9 protein-coding genes are annotated in these 14,492 nt (G+C 65.5%); 8 read left to right on the forward strand and 1 reads right to left on the reverse strand.

The window, feature by feature from the left end:
* Positions 1 to 117 precede the first annotated feature (117 nt).
* The 6 genes from DIZ26_RS13380 (at position 118) to DIZ26_RS13410 (ending at position 10,699) form a co-directional block, all read left to right on the forward strand.
* Positions 118 to 1,329: a PrsW family glutamic-type intramembrane protease gene (locus DIZ26_RS13380; protein WP_112240928.1), complete on the forward strand. Its 1,212-nt coding sequence runs from the start codon at positions 118 to 120 to the stop codon at positions 1,327 to 1,329.
* Positions 1,326 to 2,375, forward strand: coding sequence for a hypothetical protein (locus tag DIZ26_RS13385; protein WP_112240930.1), 1,050 nt, complete (start codon positions 1,326 to 1,328; stop codon positions 2,373 to 2,375). Before DIZ26_RS13380 ends, DIZ26_RS13385 begins: the two co-directional genes overlap by 4 nt.
* Complete coding sequence (locus DIZ26_RS13395) at positions 2,372 to 3,355, forward strand: hypothetical protein (protein ID WP_157979698.1); 984 nt, start codon at positions 2,372 to 2,374, stop codon at positions 3,353 to 3,355. Before DIZ26_RS13385 ends, DIZ26_RS13395 begins: the two co-directional genes overlap by 4 nt.
* Before the next feature lie 43 nt (positions 3,356 to 3,398).
* On the forward strand, positions 3,399 to 4,256 hold the full coding sequence (locus DIZ26_RS13400; RefSeq protein WP_198676065.1) for a hypothetical protein: 858 nt from the start codon (positions 3,399 to 3,401) through the stop codon (positions 4,254 to 4,256).
* Positions 4,257 to 4,381: 125 nt separating this feature from the next.
* A complete protein-coding gene (gene uvrB / locus DIZ26_RS13405; RefSeq protein WP_112240936.1) occupies positions 4,382 to 6,487 on the forward strand; it encodes an excinuclease ABC subunit UvrB in 2,106 nt (701 codons plus the stop codon).
* Positions 6,488 to 6,826: 339 nt separating this feature from the next.
* Positions 6,827 to 10,699: a P-loop NTPase fold protein gene (locus DIZ26_RS13410; RefSeq protein WP_112240938.1), complete on the forward strand. Its 3,873-nt coding sequence runs from the start codon at positions 6,827 to 6,829 to the stop codon at positions 10,697 to 10,699.
* On the opposite strand, the gene DIZ26_RS13415 is transcribed toward DIZ26_RS13410, so the two are convergent.
* Positions 10,696 to 12,561, reverse strand: a complete 1,866-nt coding sequence (locus DIZ26_RS13415; protein WP_157979699.1) for a galactose oxidase-like domain-containing protein — start codon at positions 12,559 to 12,561, stop codon at positions 10,696 to 10,698. The genes DIZ26_RS13410 and DIZ26_RS13415 overlap by 4 nt on opposite strands.
* A gap of 147 nt (positions 12,562 to 12,708) precedes the next feature.
* Here DIZ26_RS13415 and DIZ26_RS13420 point away from each other — a divergent pair, with 147 nt between their 5' ends.
* Positions 12,709 to 13,059 carry an MmcQ/YjbR family DNA-binding protein gene (locus tag DIZ26_RS13420; protein ID WP_198676066.1) on the forward strand — a complete coding sequence of 117 codons (351 nt, stop codon included), beginning with the start codon at positions 12,709 to 12,711 and terminating at the stop codon, positions 13,057 to 13,059.
* A gap of 252 nt (positions 13,060 to 13,311) precedes the next feature.
* Complete coding sequence (locus DIZ26_RS13425; RefSeq protein WP_112240942.1) at positions 13,312 to 14,358, forward strand: TerC family protein; 1,047 nt, start codon at positions 13,312 to 13,314, stop codon at positions 14,356 to 14,358.
* The last annotated feature ends 134 nt before the right edge of the window (positions 14,359 to 14,492 follow it).

Consider the following 14,492-nt stretch of genomic DNA (forward strand, 5'->3'; position numbering starts at 1 on the left):
AATCCCGGCCGACCTGTACGAGAATCTCTGCTGGTTCGCCCGGCGTCTGCCGGTCGGCCTGACCATCCCTCGGCGCGCCCGCGCGTCGGTCCGCAAGTCCAAGGTTGGGAGGATGGCGTGGAGTGTCCGCGCTGTAGCTCTGCCGTTCCCGAGGTCTCGCATTTCTGCCATCACTGTGGCAACGATCTGCAGTCCCAGGACGCCGGGCGCACGAAGGCGTACGCCGCCAGGCCGGACGAGCCGGTCGCGTCGTTCAAGCTGGTTTCGACGATCATGCCGCAAGGTGCCGGCCGGCAGCCGTACACGTACAAGGTCGCGCTCGGCGTAGCGCTACTGCTGACCGTCGTACTGGCCGCGCTGGGTGCTCTGCCGGTGGCGATCATGGTTGCCGCCTTCGCCATCCCGATCGTGTACATCCTCTACCTGTACGACGTGAACCTCTGGGAGGACGAGCCGGTTCCGGTGGTCGCCGCGGCGTTCCTGCTGACCGGCGTACTGGCGGCGGTCTTCACCTGGTTGTGGTCCGACAAGGTCGGCCTGTCGGCGAACACGATCGGCTCGAACAGCGGCGGACCGACCGGCCGCGACCTGCTCATCCTGGTGCTGCTGGTGCCGGTCGTGTCCGAACTGATCCGCCAGATCGGCCCGCTCTACCTGGCCTCCCGGCCCCGGTACGACGACCTGATGGACGGCTTCACCTTCGGAGTGGTGGCCGGTGTCGGCTACGCCTGCTTCGAGACCCTCGTCCTGCACTGGAGCTGGATCAGCGGCGGCTTCGCCGGTCCGGGCAGCAGCGCGGGCACGTGGATCTCCATCGTCGTACTGCAGGGCTTCGTGAAGCCGCTGATCTACGGTTCGGCGACCGGTCTCGCGGCCGCGGAGTTCTCCGGTCTCGGTGAGAAGTACGACGGCTTCACTCCGCGCTGGGTGGCCGGTCTGGTCCAGGCGATGGTGGTGAACGCCCTGTTCCAGGGTGGCGTCTACCTGCTCGGCTTCGTCGGCGGACACGGCTCCACTGTGGGCGCGATCCTCGGTGTGGTCTGGGGTCTGTTGCTGCTCGGCGCGCTGATCATCCTGGTCCGCACTGTGCTGCACAAGGGTCTGCTGGAAGCGGCACTGGAGTCTGCTGCTCGTGGTGGCTCCAACCATGCCTCCGGTGAGCTGGCGTTCTGCTCGCGCTGCGAGATGCCGTTGCTTCCGCACTCCGACTTCTGCTCGGCCTGTGGCAACTCGGTCCGTTCGGTGCCGAAGTCGGAGCGGGGAGTGGCTGTGCAAGGGAGTGGACCGGCAGCAGGCTACGAAGGATCGACTGGGGAGACGCAGGCATGAGCAACCAGCAACCGCCGTACGGTCAGCCAGGTCAGCCCGGGCAGCCGCCGTACGGAGGACAGCCCGGCTACGGCCAGCCGCAGGGCCAGCCCCCGCAGGGCCAGCCCCCGCAGGGGCAGCCGGGCTATGGGCAGCAGCCGCCGCCCGGGTACGGCCAGCCGCCGTACCAGGGTCCGCCTCCGCAGGGGCAACCGCCGTACCAAGGGCGGCCGCCGCAGCAGCCGCCGTATCAGGGGCAGCCTCCGCAGCAGCCGCCGTACCAGCAGGGGCCACCGCCGCAGCAGTACCCCGGGCAGCAGGCTTATCCGGGGCAGCAGCCGGGGTACCCGCCTCAGCAGGGCTACCCGCAGCAGTACCCGGCGCAGCAGCAGTGGGGTCCTGGGCCCGGTCAACCGTACGGTCCGCGCCGTGGCGGTCAGGGCAGCAAGAAGATCCTGCTACTCGCCGGTGGTGGGCTGGCCGCGGTAGCGGTGATCGGTGTCGTCCTGGCGCTGGTGCTGGGCGGCGGTGACGACAACAAGGTCCAGCCGGACCCGACGCCGACCAGTCAGCCGACCGACAAGCCGACCACGAACGTGGACGAGGGCATCGAGGTCGGCGAGGGCGTCTTCGTCAAGCCGCAGACCGGCTACATCCGCAAGACCCTGACCGGCTACAAGGGCGTCTACCTGCTCAAGCAGAGCGAGGCGTACTTCATGGTCGAGGCGTTCAAGGCCGGCCCGAACGACAACACCGCGACGCTGCTGCCGCAGTTGATGGAAGCGGAGAAGAAGGCCGTCACGTCGAGCACCTTCAAGCCGAACGCGCCCAAGGAGCTCAAGCCCGGCCCGGACGACAAGACCGACGTCAAACTGCTCACCACGCAGAGCTACGAGGCGATGTCGAGCAGCCAGAACGGCAGCGTCCCGGTGATCGGCTACGTCGGAGTGATCGAACGCAACGACGGCGTGATCACGATCGTCAAGGTGTACGGGCGCAAGGACAAGAAGGACACCATCCAGCCGGACTCGACCGCGATGCTGCAGTCGGTGCTCAAGAGCCAGTGAACGGAAAGCGCGACAAGGGCCCGGACAACCCGTGGGTCCGCAAGGTCGAGCCCGAGGAGGGCGAGGGCGCGGCTCCCGAACCGGAGCTGCCCCCCTCGCCGTGGTCCCTCGAGGTCCCACCCCGCGAGAACTCCGGCTGGGGCCGCCGGCCTGACGCAGCGGGCACGGGGAGTACTGGCGTACCGGGTGCGGGGAGTGCCGGCGTACCGGGTACGGCGGGTGCGGGTGCACCGGGTGCGGCGGGTAGCGGCGGGCCGGGTGCCGGGACTGCGGGTGTATCGGGGGGGCCTGCTCGGGAGACCAGTTCGGCGTGGGGGGACAAGGTCGGGCCGCCTTCGTTGCGGCGACCGGAGCCGGTCAAGAAGGGGCCGCAGGTTCCGCCGTGGCTGATTCCGGTCGTCGCGGGGATCGCCGTCGTGGCGCTGGTCGCGGTGGGCCTGATCGTGCTGACCGGGGGCGACGACTCGGCGGGGCCCAAACCGGGACCGTCCTCGTCGGGCGCCGTCACGACGCCGCCGGCCTCGGCGTACACGCCACCGGCCAACGCTTTACCGGTCGCCTTCGGCGTCTCCGTCGTACCGGTTGCCGGCTGGAGCGTGCTCGTCCGCGAGACCCAGGGCAAGCAGTTGGTGACCTATGCCCCGAACGGTGAGCCGCGCGCGTTCTTCTGGGTCCGGCAGAAGCAGAACGTTTCGGCGAAGAACTACATGCTGTCGATCGTCGAAGGTGAGACCCAGAACGAGGTCAGCCAGATGGGCAACCCGCGGAACCTCGTCTGCCCGGGCGACGTCTTGGTGGAGTGCATCGCGATCAACTACACCTCGGTCTCCAAGGGCGTGAAGGTCCAGGGGTTCGTCGAGGCGTACCGCCGCAAGGACGGGGTCACCACCGCGATCGACTTCCGGACCCGGGTCGACTATGCACCGAAGGCCGAGGCCGACGCGGCGAAGATGAAGGCCTCGGTCGTCGCCAGCATCTGAGAAGTGCACCTACCCCGCCCGTTCACACACCGCGAGAGACCACATGAGTCAGCAGTACGGACAGCCCGGTCCCCAGTACCAGGCAGGACCGCAGTACCCGAGCGCACCGCAGTACCAGGGCGCACCGCAGTACCAGGGCGGTCCGCCCGCGCCGCTTCCCGGTCCGCCGGCGCCGAGCGGGTGGGGGCCCGGGCCGGGGTACCAGCCGCCGAGGAAGTCCAAGAAGACGCTCTGGATCGTGATGGCGGGCGCGGTGCTGGCCGTCGTACTGATCGCCGCGGGCCTGGTCATCCTGGTGACCGGCGGCGGGGACAAGAAGGACCCGGTGAATCCGCCGGTCGCCAGTGACTCGCTGACGCCTGAGCCGGTCGGCACGCTGTACACACCGCCGACGCCGGAGCCCACTGAGCCCGTGATCACCAAGGGCCCGTACGACGTGGGCGTGGAGGTCGGTGGTGGGGTGTGGTTCACGCCGGCGAAGGGGTGGATCAAGGATCCGGACAAGAAGCGCTCCGGGTTCAACTACCTGCTACCCGAGCCCGGACGGCCCGGCGCGATCGACGGCTGGTTCTGGGTCCGGCAGACGCAGCTGATGGGTGCCAAGGCGTTCGCTGACCACCTGGTCGACGTCGAGTCGAACAACCTCGAGCACGTGGTGATCGGCAAGGGCAGCTATCGCAAGTGCACGAACAAGGCGCTGAAGCTGTGCTACGCGACCAACTACTCCGCGGTGGTGCCGGTGAAGGGTAAGCCGCCGGTGGTGTTCTCGGGCTTCATTCAGGCTTTCGAGGACCACAACGGGCAGACCACGGCGACCGACTCGGCGCTGCAGCGGGAGGTCTGGGCCAAGCACAAGCAGGAGGTCCTGACCATGAACGGGACGCTGGTGCGCAGCTTCTGAATCCAGCTCCGAGGGCCAAATCGGCGTGATCGGACGGCTGCGCTGGGTGAGGTTCGGAAAGTGCCGGACCGGGGCGGAGGGGCGGGGAAAGAAAATTGTCGGCGGGGGGTCGTACGGTGGGTGGCATGAGACAGGTCACCGATCTCCAGCGTATGGTCGCGCCTCTTAAGGTCGTGTCCGACTTCGAACCGGCCGGCGACCAGCCGGCCGCGATCGCGGAGCTCGAGCGGCGGATCAACGCCGGCGAGCAGGACGTCGTGCTGCTCGGTGCCACCGGTACCGGTAAGACGGCGACGATCGCGTGGCTGGCCGAGAAGATCCAGCGGCCGATGCTGATCCTGCAACCGAACAAGACGCTGGCCGCCCAGTTCGCGAACGAGCTGCGGCACTTCTTCCCCGACAACGCCGTCGAGTACTTCGTCTCGTACTACGACTACTACCAGCCCGAGGCGTACGTCCCACAGACGGACACCTATATCGAGAAGGACTCCTCGATCAACGAGGAGGTCGAGCGGCTGCGGCACTCGGCGACCTGGTCGCTGCTGACCCGGCGCGACGTCGTCGTGGTCGCGACCGTGTCGTGCATCTACGGCCTCGGCTCCGCCGACGAGTACCTGAACCGGATGATCCACGTGAAGGTCGGCGACGAGACCGACCGCGACGGGCTGCTCCGCAAGCTGGTCGGCGTGCAGTACGCGCGCAACGACCTGGCCGGAACCCGCGGCACGTTCCGGGTCCGCGGCGACACGCTCGAGGTCTTCCCGGTGTACCAGGAGCTCGCCGTCCGGGTGGAGTTCTTCGGCGACGAGATCGAGCGGCTGATGACGCTGCACCCGGTGACCGGTGAGGTGCTCAGCGAGGAGACCGAGCTCTACATCGGCGCCGCGACGCACTACGTGACCGCGCCCGAGAAGATGGAGCGCGCGATCGCCGGGATCGAGGCCGAGCTGGAGGAGCGGCTGGCCGAGCTGGAGCGCGGCGGCCAGTTGCTGGAAGCACAACGGCTGCGGATGCGTACGACGTACGACATCGAGATGATGCGCCAGATCGGGACCTGCTCGGGCATCGAGAACTACTCGCGGCACACCGACGGACGTGCGCCGGGGACCGCACCGCACTGCCTGCTCGACTACTTCCCCGAGGACTTCCTGCTGGTCATCGACGAGTCGCACGTGACCGTGCCGCAGATCGGCGGGATGTACGAGGGCGACATGTCCCGCAAGCGGACGCTGGTTGAGCACGGCTTCCGGCTGCCGTCGGCGATGGACAACCGGCCGCTGCGCTGGGAGGAGTTCCTGGAGCGGATCGGCCAGACCGTCTACCTGTCCGCGACCCCGGGGCAGTACGAGCAGGACAAGTCCGACGGCTTCGTCGAGCAGATCATCCGGCCGACCGGCCTGATCGACCCCGAGGTGATCGTCAAGCCGACCAAGGGCCAGATCGACGACCTGATCCATGAGATCCGGATCCGGACCGAGCGCAACGAGCGGGTCCTGGTCACCACCCTGACCAAGAAGATGTCCGAGGACCTGACCGACTACCTGCTGGAGATGGGTATCCGGACGAGATACCTGCACAGCGAGGTCGACACCCTCCGCCGCGTCGAGCTGCTCCGCGAGCTGCGGATGGGGGAGTACGACGTACTGGTCGGCATCAACCTGCTGCGAGAAGGTCTCGACCTGCCCGAGGTCTCGCTGGTCGCGATCCTCGATGCGGACAAGGAAGGCTTCCTGCGCTCCGGACGGTCGTTGATCCAGACCATCGGCCGTGCCGCGCGAAACGTCTCCGGCGCGGTGTTCATGTACGCCGACAAGATCACCCCGTCGATGGAGATGGCGATCGACGAGACCAACCGGCGGCGCGCGAAACAGGTCGCGTACAACACCGAGCACGGCGTCGACCCGCAGCCGCTGCGGAAGCGGATCGCCGACATCACCGACATGCTCGCCCGCGAGGACGCCGACACGGCCGAGCTGCTCGGCAGCGGCCGCAACCAGAGCCGCGGCAAGGCACCGGTGCCGGGCGGCCTCAAGGGCAAGGTGGGCGAGAAGGCGAAGGAGCTGGCCGGCGGCATGCCGTCCTCCGACCTTGCCGACCTCATCCAGCAGCTCACCGACCAGATGCACAACGCGGCCGCCGAACTCCAGTTCGAGGTCGCCGCCCGCTACCGCGACGAGATCTCCGAACTGAAGAAGGAACTCCGCCAAATGGTCAACGCCGGCGCGAAGTAGTCCGTGGGGTGCGGGAGTGTGCAACGACAACTCCCGCACAGCGAGCGTCGGTTGGGACGCGGGCTCAATCGCCAGTGATTTGCAAAAGGACACACCGTCCGCCGGCAGCTATGGTCCGAACGTAACGATCGCAGTCTCCTGAACGATCACTCCGACAAGGGGAAATGATCCGGGCGTTCGGGGGCATAATGCTGCAGCGATATCACGCCGAGCTGTTGACAATTCCGGCTTTTGCCGCGTTTCGCTTGGGGGGCGGCTGGCGGTTCACCAAAAACCCGTCAGATACGTCAAAGGACGTCCTCGGTTGCTCTGAGCCTTCCGCAGAGGAGAACGATCCGCATGGCGTCGTCTGACACTGCAGCATCCAGTGCCTTCGCCGGTCATGCTGAGGCCAACCATGCACTTGTCATGTCTCCTGATGGTCGGTTTGTCATTACCGGGAGCCGAAAAGGAGCCGTTCGCTTCTGGTCGGTGTCAGACGGCGTATGTGTTCACGACGGCATCGGCGCGCACCGAGGGTACGTTCAGGCACTGGCCCTATCGGAGGACGGACGCCTGCTCGCCAGCGGAGGAAACGACGACGTCGTCCTAGTGTGGGAAGTGGAGACTCGCACAATCATCAGGCGTTTGGCCGGCCACGGCGAACTCGTCACCGGATTGTCCTTCAGCCCAGATGCCTCAGCCCTGATTGCGACAAGGTTGCTCGGTGAGTCGCGTCTGATGATTTGGAAACTCGACTCCGACGCCGCCCCTGAGATCTGGAACGCCGGTCCCAACGTCTATGCCGCCGCCTATCTGCCTGGGAGTCGGCATGTTCTGACGATCAGCAGCGGATCCGTCGCGAAATGGGATCTGTCTACAAGAGCAGAGGAGACATCGTTTCCTGGTTCGCCGTGGCCCTTTGGGGCCGTCTATTACGAGCCAGAGCAGTACCTGCAAGGCAATCTGGCGCAATCGCCTGACGGCCGGCTGCTGGCGGCCAGCAACGTGTCACACAGGCAGGGCTTCAAGACTGAAGGAACCACCTGCACCGTCTGGGACCTGCGCACTGGACAAGTGCAGTCTCGAATCGCCGACGATCCCACCTTCCGTGCTCACTGGTTATGTTTTGGGTCCGACAGCACAAAGCTCTACGCCGCATGCAGTGACAGCAAGATCCGCGTCTGGGATGCCGGGTCGGCCGAGCTCCTGACTGTTCTAGACGGCCATACGAGCTTCGTGCATGCGATCGATCGGGCGGGAGACGTCCTCGCGTCTACGGGCGACGACGGAGCCATCCACATCTGGTCGGAATCCGGCCGGCAGAAGATCCGGACGATCGAGGCCCGCACCGGCGGCAGGATGACCTGCGTCTCGGTCGATTCGAACGCTGACGTCATGGCGACCGGTGGCTACGACGGCGTAGTGAGGGTCTGGAACTTCTCGTCCGGTCGCCTGCTGGCACGCCTTGCCTTCCACGGCTCGTGGATTCGAGCGGTCAAGTTGATCAGGGACGGCCGGTATCTCGTCACCAGCGGCGCCGGCACGGCTGCGATCTGGCAGGTCACGACCGGGGAACTCGTGCGTTCTGTACAGGCCCCTGGATGGATCATGGCCCTGGACGTCACCCGTGACGGCCGACGCGTGATCGCGGCCTGTTCTGCGGCGCTGATCTGCTGGGACATCGACTCAGGGACGGTCGTCTGGTCACGGGAGGTCCACGACCAGGTCAGGTGGACACTGCGCGTCCATCCTGATCGCCCGGTGTTCGCCTTTGGCGGCCAAGGCTCCGACATCGAGTTCCATGCGGTCGAGTCAGGAGCTCTGATCGGTACGGTCGCACGGGACGATCCCTACGTCTACGACCTGGCATTCTCGGACGACAAGCTGCTGGCGGTCGGAGGTGGGGGCCGCATCTCCTCGTACAGGCTCCAGCTGTCCGGGGCCGGCGAGGTCACGGGAGCTTTCCCGGAGCCGAACGCCAATGAGTACGACGAAGAGCTCGGCGCTCGTCGGTTGACTCATCCTGAAGCGCCCCGGCTGCTGGCGGTGGCCCCGTTTTCCGATCGCCGCCGCATCGCCACGGCCGGTGCGTCCGGCGCGGTGACCATCTGGGAGTTAGCGGCTGGACGAGTGTTCAAAGAACTTGAAGGTCACACTGACTGGGTCTGCGACGTGGCGGTGTCCGACGATGAGGTGACGACCGTAGGTCACGACGGAACCATCAGGGTGTGGGAAATCGCCACCGGCCAGCAGTTGCGCGGTACGGACCGTCCGGACGCAGTTCTTCGGAACCTTCTGACGACGGCACAGAGCGACGAGCCCAGCTCCGTGGACCTGTTGGGCGTCGCTCACGAGGTCCGGGCCCTTTCGACACTGGTCGCGGCGAGAACAACGTCGCCACCCATGGCCATCGCGGTACTCGGCTCGTGGGGCTCGGGGAAATCGAGCTTCATGATGCAGATGCAAGAGGAAGTGCAGCGACTCAGTCCAGCGGTGGCCTCGGAAGGACAGAGTTCCTCCTTCATATCGGGTATCCGCCAGGTGCGCTTCAACGCGTGGCACTACAACAGCGGAAACGTATGGCCTGGTCTCATCCGGCACCTCTTCGAGGAACTAGCCGTCGGCGGCGTCCCGATCCATGAGCAGGTCGACATCACGGCCGAACGCGCCAGAGTCGAGACCGACATCGCGGAAAAAGCTGACGAGCGGGCCCAGTTGGTCGAGGAGCTTGCGCTTCTCGACCAAGAAGGCCGGAGCGCACGGTTGAGTTCCCGCCGCGGCTTGCGCCGGCTGGCAAGAGTGATCGCCCGACGCATTCGCGATGGCTGGCGCAGTCTGACGGCTTCCGGCCTGGCACTCGGAGGTCTCTACGCCATCTGGCGGTGGACCAGCGTCCCTGAATGGATCTTGGGGATAGGAACGGTTCTCAGCCTGTCTCAGTTTGTTCCAGTACTCAATGCGCTGCTGTCGTACAGACGCAAGCTGCGCGGCTTGATCGACGCGGAGCAGAAGGCGTCCGCGGAGCGTCTCAAAGAGGTCAGCAACGAACTCGAGAACTTGCAGAACACTCGCCGCGAACTGAGCCAGGGCGAAGCCCTACAGCACTACATTAACAACGTTTCGACGGACCAGAGCTACGTCTCCAGAGCGGGAATCATCGGAAAGGTTCACGACGACCTGGCGACGCTTCAAATGCTGATTGCCCAGACGGCCACGGCAGGGTTCGAGCCCGGCGATCCTTCCATCCAGCGAATCGTCTTGTACATCGATGACCTGGACAGATGCTCCCCGCAGTGCGTCGTTGACACACTTGACGCGGTCCACCTCCTGCTGGCGATTCCCCTGTTCGTGGTTGTCGTAGGAGTCGATCCGAACTGGTTGCTGCGTTCTCTGGAGTTGCACTCCTCGGTCGAGTCGAGTCTGCCGACGGACGACCGCGAGCCGGCGCTGAAATCGGCGAATACTGCGCTCGACTATTTGGACAAGATCTTTCAGATACCGTTCGTGCTGAGACCGCTCGGCGAGGAAGGTGGACGGTACCTGGCGAAACTGCTGGACGATGCATCGCCGGACGAAGGCCCGGTAGCCTCCTCGGCATCTGCCGCGCCGGCTCCGGCGGCAGACGCTGCCAACGACGAAGTCGACTTCTCATCAGGAGTCCGTCCCCAGCGGCCCAGTCAACCGGTCACTCGGTCGCCAGGCGTCGACACCGAGGATTCGGGGCCGCAGCAAGAGCCGGAGAATCCGAAGGTCCTCCGCCTCCGTGCCGCCGAGACCGATTTCATTCCTCACCTTGGGCCTCTGCTGCCGACCCCTCGCAGCGCTAAGAAGTTGATCAATCTGTATCGGCTGATGAGGATCGCGATGCCGGAACGCGAGCTTGCAGCGTGGCTGGGTGACCAGGAGGGCGGCCGATATCAGGTCGCGCTTCTACTGCTCGCCTTGCTCACCGGCCGGCCAACTGTCGGCCGCGCTTTGTTGGACAACCTGCTGACTGTCGAAGATGGAGGATCTGAAGCAGTGGGAGAAGAGGACATCGTTCCTTTTCTTGAGCGGATGTCGACCCGTCTCGCTGCGCAGAAGGATCCACTGCACCGTGAGATTGATCGATTCCGTCGCTTGATAGAAGACATCAGAGGCCACACGCCGGTCCGCGGATCTGTCCGTGAGTTCCAGTCCACGGGCCGGAGAGTGGCGAGACTGAGCTTCTACACTCGCTACCTCGTCTAGCAGCAACCAGTTCCGCAGGTGCAGCAGCAGGTAGCTGCGGGAGTGGGTATTGGTCCTGCGGCTGGGGCTCCTCCCGTTGCGGGCAGTGCGCTCGCGGTGGGCGTGGAGCCGGCAGCGGTAGCTGTTGTGTTCTCGACGATGCGGACTACCACGGACTTCGACGGGATGTTCCGCCAGTCGCGGAGGGAGAGCATGTAGAGGCCGGGCGGGATGAGGCCTCTGTTCGCGTCGATCTTGAGGGTCTTCTGGTTCCAGTTGGCCGTGGCTGTCACCGGTACGTCTACGGCGCGCTGGTTCGGGTCCGACGAATGCGTCAGCGAGGTGAGCCGTTGGAGCATCGCACCTGTCACCGAAGCCGGGCCGCTGAAAGTCACCGAGTAGGAGCCACCGAGTTTCAGCGTCGGCGCGACACTGGTGATCGTCGGCCGGGAGACTCCCGGCTGCATGTACCACGGCTTGTAGACCTCGAGCCGCGACTCGACCGACCCCTGCATCGCGGTCGTTCCCATCGTGACGACTGATCCGTCGAGGAGCAGCATGCACGAGCTGTGGTACATCCGCGGCACGGTCGGGCTGGCGACCTGCTGCCAAGCGGTCGCGCCGACGGGCAGCCGGGCGGCACGGAGTACGGGCCTGGTGTTGTGATCGGCGCCGCCGGCAACGAACGCGGACTTGTCGGGCAGCACGGTGGCGCAACTGTGCATCGCCGCGAAACCGAGGTACGGCCCGTTGGTGAACTTGTGTGCCGCGGCGTTCAGATCGACCGTGGCGGTGGTACCGGTGAGGCCGGTCGGGCAGCCGCCGCCGATCACCATGAACTTCTGCGTCTGAGCCGGGTAGAGCAGCAGTGTGCTCGCCTGATCTCGGCAGTCGGGGTAGAGCAGGCCGGGGATCGGATACCAGGCGTTGTTCGTCCAGTTCCAGCATCCGGGAGAGGCTCCGGCCTTGCCGCCCATGTTGGTGCCGGAGTAGCAGAGGGTCCCGTTCTTGCGGAGCACCATTCCGGCGTACAGGGGGAAGATCCGGGTGCCCGGCAGTTTGCTCCAGGTGTTCGTGGTGGAGTGGTAGGTCTCGTTGGTGGAGGTGACCTTGCCGGCGGCGTCCAGGCCGCTGACGACGACAGGGTTGCCGACGGCGTTGACCGGGCCGTTCGGGTACCAGCGGGCGACGTTCATCAGGCCGGCAGAGGTGAACTTTTCGGTGACGTCGTCGAAAGCGTAGGTCTCGCGAATTCCGGTGTAATAGAGATCGCTGGTGGCGTAATGACCGGTGCCACCGAAGAACAGCACCCGACCGTCGGGCAGATGCGAGTGTCCGGAGCAGAACAGATCGACGTTCGGCATCGGAATTTCTCGCGGACAGGTGCCAGGCGTCGTCGGGTCCCAGATCCAGGTCTTGAAGATCTTCTGGTCGAAGAAATTCTTGTTGTACCCCGATCCGGCCGTCATCAGGACTTTTCCGGTTCTCGTCAGGCTGGCATGGATCGGATTGATCTTGTAGCCGTCGACCGTGCAGTCGCCGACGACGGACCAGGAGCCGACCTCGGCTGCCGTGACTCCGGCTGCCTGCCTCGGAGCGTATACCGGCTGCTTCTCGGCGGCCGTGTAGACGTGTTCCGGCGAATAAGCGCCGTTCGGGTCGGTCAGCATCCGGCTGATACAGGCGCCGAGTTCGCCGGCCGAGACCGTGTTGCAGGTAATGCCGTTCGTCGCCGCAGCGGCCGGACGGAGGAGTGGCGGAGCAATCAACGGCGCGGAATCCGCCGTCGCTGCATTGATCAGGGAAAGGAAGAGGGCGAAAACGGCAACAAATGCGGTTGTCCACCCTTTTTTGTGCGTGCGGCAGCCATTCCTGTGCTTCATTGAGGTCCCCCACATCGGGCATTCGCCGAGATTCGGCTATCAAGCACGATGCCGAAAGCCTGGATTAAGTTGTGCGGGGCTGGGCTATCGTGCGGAGACGGTCGCCTTCAGCGCAGCGGGCCGGGCGGCCGGACGAGGAGGTAGTGGATGAGACTGACCGGGGCGGAGTTGCTGGAGTACTGCCTGGCGAAGCCGGGGGCGTGGCAGGACGAGCCGTGGGAGGGGGACGTGGTCGCGAAGGTGGGGGACAAGATCTTCGCGTTCCTCGGCAGTGGCGCCGCGGTCGGCGTCAAGTGCGGGAACAACCGCGAGGAGGCCGACGAACTGGTCGACACCTACCCAGACGACGTCGTGAAGAGCGCCTACATCGGTCGCTCCGGCTGGAACACGGTCAACCTGGGCGGCGCCGTACCGGACGACGAGATCCTCGAGCTGGTCGACACGTCGTACGAGATCATCGTCGCGAAGCTGCCCAGGTCGAAGCGGCCGGCAACCTGACGTGTCAGGCATCGCATTCCCGTACTGCGCGTGAGCATCCCGACAGGCGGAACCGGCGTCCCCGATTTGGAAACTCGGACACCGACCAGCGAGAATAGGGACCGTTGAAGGGGAGTATTCCTTCGCGGCGGTGTCGTCATCACGGTCAAGGAGTTCGTCTCCGCGCCCGGTGCCGCCGGCCAGACCCGAGTGATCGGGTCCGGCGGAAGAGACCTTCGGAGTCCGATTTTCGTCTGCGCTCCGGAGGTTTCTGTGCACGTCGCTGATTACGTTTGGTACATCACCGTGGGGCTGTTGCTCGCCCTGCTGGCCTTCGACGTCTTCGTCATCGGCCGCCGCCCGCACGAGCCTTCGACGAAGGAGTCGGCCCGGGCGATCATCTTCTACGTCTCGCTCGCGGTGATCTTCGGCCTCGGCGTCTGGTTCTTCTCCGGCGGCGAGTACGCCGGGGAGTTCTTCGCCGGCTGGCTGACGGAGTACAGCCTGAGCGTCGACAACCTGTTCATCTTCTTGATCATCATGGCCAGGTTCCAGGTGCCGAGGAAGTACCAGCAGACGGCCTTGTTGGTCGGCATCATCCTGGCGCTGTTCTTCCGCGGCATCTTCATCGCCGTCGGCGCGGCCGCGATCAACGAGTTCTCGTGGGTCTTCTACCTGTTCGGCGCGTTCTTGGTCTACACCGCGATCCACCTCGCCAAGCAGGGTGAGAACGACGACGAGGACTACAAGGAGAACGCGGTCATCCGGTTCGCCAAGAAGCGGCTGAACGCCACCGACGAGTACAACGGCGTCAAGCTCACCGTCCGCAAGAACGGCAAGCGCCTCGTCACCCCGATGATGATCGTGATCATCGCGCTCGGTACGACGGACCTGCTGTTCGCGCTCGACTCGATCCCGGCGATCTACGGCCTGACCCAGGAGCCGTTCCTGGTCTTCGCCGCCAACGTCTTCGCGCTGATGGGCCTGCGCCAGCTCTACTTCCTGCTCGGCGACCTGCTCCGCCGCCTCGTCTACCTGTCCCTCGGGCTGTCGGTCGTGCTCGCCTTCATCGGCGTGAAACTGGTTCTGCACGCCATGCACGAGAACGAACTCCCGTTCATCAACGGCGGCCACCACATCACCTGGGCCCCCGAGATCCCGATTTGGTTCTCGCTCGGCTTCATCATCGTCACCCTCGGCATCACCACCCTCCTCAGCCTCCACAAATCCCGCACCAGCCCCGGCGACGCGAAGCCCGCAGTCGAAGCACAGCAAGAGGCTGCTTCCAAGCCGGAGCAGGCAGACACCAACCAGGCTTGACCGCCGGCCGACCGCTCCGCCCGCTGGACGCGGGCGGGGCATCGGCCATGCCGGGCCATGGGGATCGGCCATGCCGGGCCATGGGGATCGGCCATGCCGGGCCATGGGGATTGGCCATCCTGTGGGATGGCCAT

It is taken from the genome of Kribbella monticola (assembly GCF_003261635.1).
Classification (GTDB): Bacteria; Actinomycetota; Actinomycetes; order Propionibacteriales; family Kribbellaceae; genus Kribbella; species Kribbella monticola.